Origin of the sequence: Streptomyces sp. NPDC019937, assembly GCF_040631655.1 — a bacterium.
GTDB lineage: Bacteria > Actinomycetota > Actinomycetes > Streptomycetales > Streptomycetaceae > Streptomyces.
Genome location: NZ_JBEYAL010000005.1, coordinates 230448 through 233508 on the forward strand (window position 1 = coordinate 230448; position 3061 = coordinate 233508).

General features: G+C 68.5%; 3 protein-coding genes. All 3 read left to right on the forward strand.

Annotated features, from left to right (window positions below; genetic code table 11):
- Nucleotides 1-63 precede the first annotated feature (63 nt).
- The 3 genes from ABZ562_RS06790 (at nt 64) to ABZ562_RS06800 (ending at nt 2753) form a co-directional block, all read left to right on the forward strand.
- A complete protein-coding gene (locus tag ABZ562_RS06790) occupies nt 64-630 on the forward strand; it encodes a hypothetical protein (RefSeq protein ID WP_361474946.1) in 567 nt (188 codons plus the stop codon).
- A 78-nt stretch (nt 631-708) separates the two neighbouring features.
- A complete protein-coding gene (locus ABZ562_RS06795; RefSeq protein ID WP_361474948.1) occupies nt 709-1209 on the forward strand; it encodes a PH domain-containing protein in 501 nt (166 codons plus the stop codon).
- Nucleotides 1209-2753, forward strand: coding sequence for a PH domain-containing protein (locus tag ABZ562_RS06800; protein ID WP_361474950.1), 1545 nt, complete (start codon nt 1209-1211; stop codon nt 2751-2753). Before ABZ562_RS06795 ends, ABZ562_RS06800 begins: the two co-directional genes overlap by 1 nt.
- The last annotated feature ends 308 nt before the right edge of the window (nt 2754-3061 follow it).

Below are 3061 nucleotides of genomic sequence, written 5' to 3' on the forward strand. Positions count from 1 at the left end.
CGGTTGGACAGCACGTGTCAAGCCACGCAGCACCTCGTCCCCTGGCTTGAAAGAAGGTCACCTATGCCACAGATGAGTCAGTTCATGTCCGCGCTGATCGCGAGCGGCACCATTCTGATCATCATCCTCGCGACCGACATCGGCCGCCGCCGCATCACCACGATGCGCATGGCGCGCTCCGTCATCGCGGTCGCCGTGGTCATCGCGATCTTCGTCAACTCGTTCCCGACCAAGGGCAACGACCTGTCCCTGCAGCTCCTCGGCGTCGGCACCGGCGTCATCTGCGGCCTGATCGCCGGTGTGCTGCTGCCCGCCTTCAAGGACTCCTCCTCCGGCGAGCTGTACACCATCGGTGGCATCGGCTACGCCCTGGTGTGGATCGTCCTCTCCAGCGGACGCATCATCTTCGCCTACGGCGCCGAGCACTGGTTCACCATGGACCTGGTCAAGTTCTCCATCGACTACAAGATCAGCGGCCAGGACACCTACGCCAACGCGTTCGTCTTCATGTCGCTGGCCATGGTGTTGACCCGTACCGCGGTCCTGCTGGTCAAGATGCGCAAGCTGGACACCGGCAACACCACCGGCGGCCAGTCGGCCGAGCCGGTCACCAGCGGTGCCTCGGTCTGAACCAGGCCTGGTTTCATGGTCCACCAGTCCCGGACGGGGCAGGCGCGACGACGTCTGACGCAGGAACAGGGTGAAGCAATGGAACACAACGACAACGTGAGGCTCCGGCCTCCTCGCCACCGGGTCGACCGCCGTGCTCTCGGCTGGTGGACGCTGCAGTCGTCACTCTTCGCCCTGCCCCTGCCACTCACCTTCGGCATCCTGTGGGCGACCATTCCCCCCACGCGGACGTTCTTCATGTGGGCCACGCTGATCTCGCTGGTCCCCGGGATCCTCTACGTGGCGGTCATGCCCGCATGGCGCTACCGGGTGCACCGCTGGGAGGCCACCGACGAGGCCGTGTACGCGGCCTCCGGGTGGCTCTGGCAGCAGTGGCGGGTCGTGCCGCTGTCCCGCGTCCAGACGGTGGACACCCTGCGCGGCCCGCTGCAGCAGATGTTCGGCCTCTCCGGCATCACCGTCACCACCGCCTCCTCCGCCGCCGCGGTGAAGATCAAGGGCATCGACCACAAGGTCGCCGGGGATCTGGTCGAATACCTGACCAGGACCACCCAGGCCGTACCGGGAGACGCCACGTGATGTCCGACACCGACGTGCGGCGGCCCGCCCACGCGGCCGGCCGTGACTGGGAGCGGCTGAACGGACGGCTGCTCCTGGTCAACCTCTCCATCCTCGCCGCACCGCTGGCCATGTTCCTCGCCAGCCTCGCGCTCACCGGCGGCAAGACCAACCTCCAGGTCATCATCACCCTCGGCTCGCTGTTCGTGACCTTCCTGGTCATCAGCGGCATCGGGCTGATGCGGCTGTTCACCACCCGCTACCGGCTCACCGAGGACCGCTTCGAACTCCATTCGGGCCTGGTCTTCCGCAGCCGGCGCTCGATCTCCGTCGCCCGTATCCGCGGCGTCGACATGACCGCCAACCCGGTGCACCGGCTCTTCGGCCTCACCACGCTGCGGCTCGACACCGGGGAACAGAGCGACAGCGCCGGGCGCAGGTTCTCCCTCGACGGCATCACCCACGCCGACGCCCGCGAGCTGCGCCGCCGCATCATCGAGCTGCGCGACGCGGGCCAGGCCCGCCCGGTGGCCGACAGCGACGGCCGCCTCTGCGAACTCGACTGGTCCTGGCTGCGGTACGGCCCGCTGACCGTCTGGGGCGTCGGCGGCGTCCTCATCGCCGCCAGCAGCGTGTACCGCACCCTGCACGAGATGCAGGTCGACCCGCTCGAATGGGGCATCGTCAAGGACCTGGAGCACCGCTTCGGCTCCGTCCCCCTCTGGTACGGAATCCTGGTGGCCGTCGTCGTCCTCGCCGCCCTCGGCATGGCGGGCTCCACCGCCACCTTCATCGAGAACTGGTACGGCTACGAACTGCGCCGCGAGGACGGCGGAATCCTCCGGGTCCGCCGCGGACTGCTGGCCACCCGCTCCGTGAGCATCGAGGAACGGCGGCTGCGCGGCCTCGAACTGGTCGAGCCGATTCCGCTGCGCTGGGCCAAGGGCGCCAAGCTCAACGCCGTCGCCAGCGGCCTGGGCAACCTCGAGGACAACCGCAGGCGCCGCGCCCTCACCCCGCCCACCCCGCGCGGCGAGGCCCTGCGAGTCGCCGCCCAGACACTGCAGACGGGCCCGGGCCTCCTTGAACGTACGGGGCTCACCCGGCATCCGCAGGCCGCCATGTGGCGCCGGGTCAACCGCGCCCTCCTCTGGACGGCCCTGATCGTCGCCGTCCAGGTCGGCCTCGGCCTGTGGCTCGGCTCGTGGCTCGTCGTCACGGGCTTCTTCTCCGGTGCGGTGGTGATGCCGATCCTGATCGGGTTCGCGCTCGACGCGTACCGCACCCTGGGCCACGGCGTCCGCGGCCGCTATCTGGTCGCCTCCTGCGGTACGTTCGCCCACCGCACCGCCGCCCTCCAGCGCGACGGCATCATCGGCTGGACCATCACCCGGTCCGCCTTCCAGCGCCGGAAGGGGCTGCTCACCCTCGGCGCCACCACCGCCGCGGGCGACGGCGTCTACAAGGTCCACGACCTGACCGAAAGCCAGGGAATCGCCCTCGCCGAGACCGCCGTACCGCGGCTGCTGGCGCCGTTCGTCGAGCGGGTCCCCGACGGACGCTGACCCCCACTGAACCAACTGGCGATCCCCCGAGAGGTGGAGGGGCGGCCCGAGAGGCCGCCCCTCCACCTCTGAACCCGCAAGAAGTGCTTTATTTCGCCGAGTTCCTTGTCGCCACCGGAATTCTCATGCACTCTGGTTAATTAAACGCGGCCATTGTGCGGCCCCCAGCGGATAAGGGACTCCCCGGGTACGGTAGGGGTCCATAGGGGGTTTGAAGGGGTTTCTTGCCGCACCGCCCTGTGTAAGGCTGACCTACGGTTTGGTTTATGTCTGCGAGGGTAATGGGGCGCGCGATGGTGAGTGAGTCC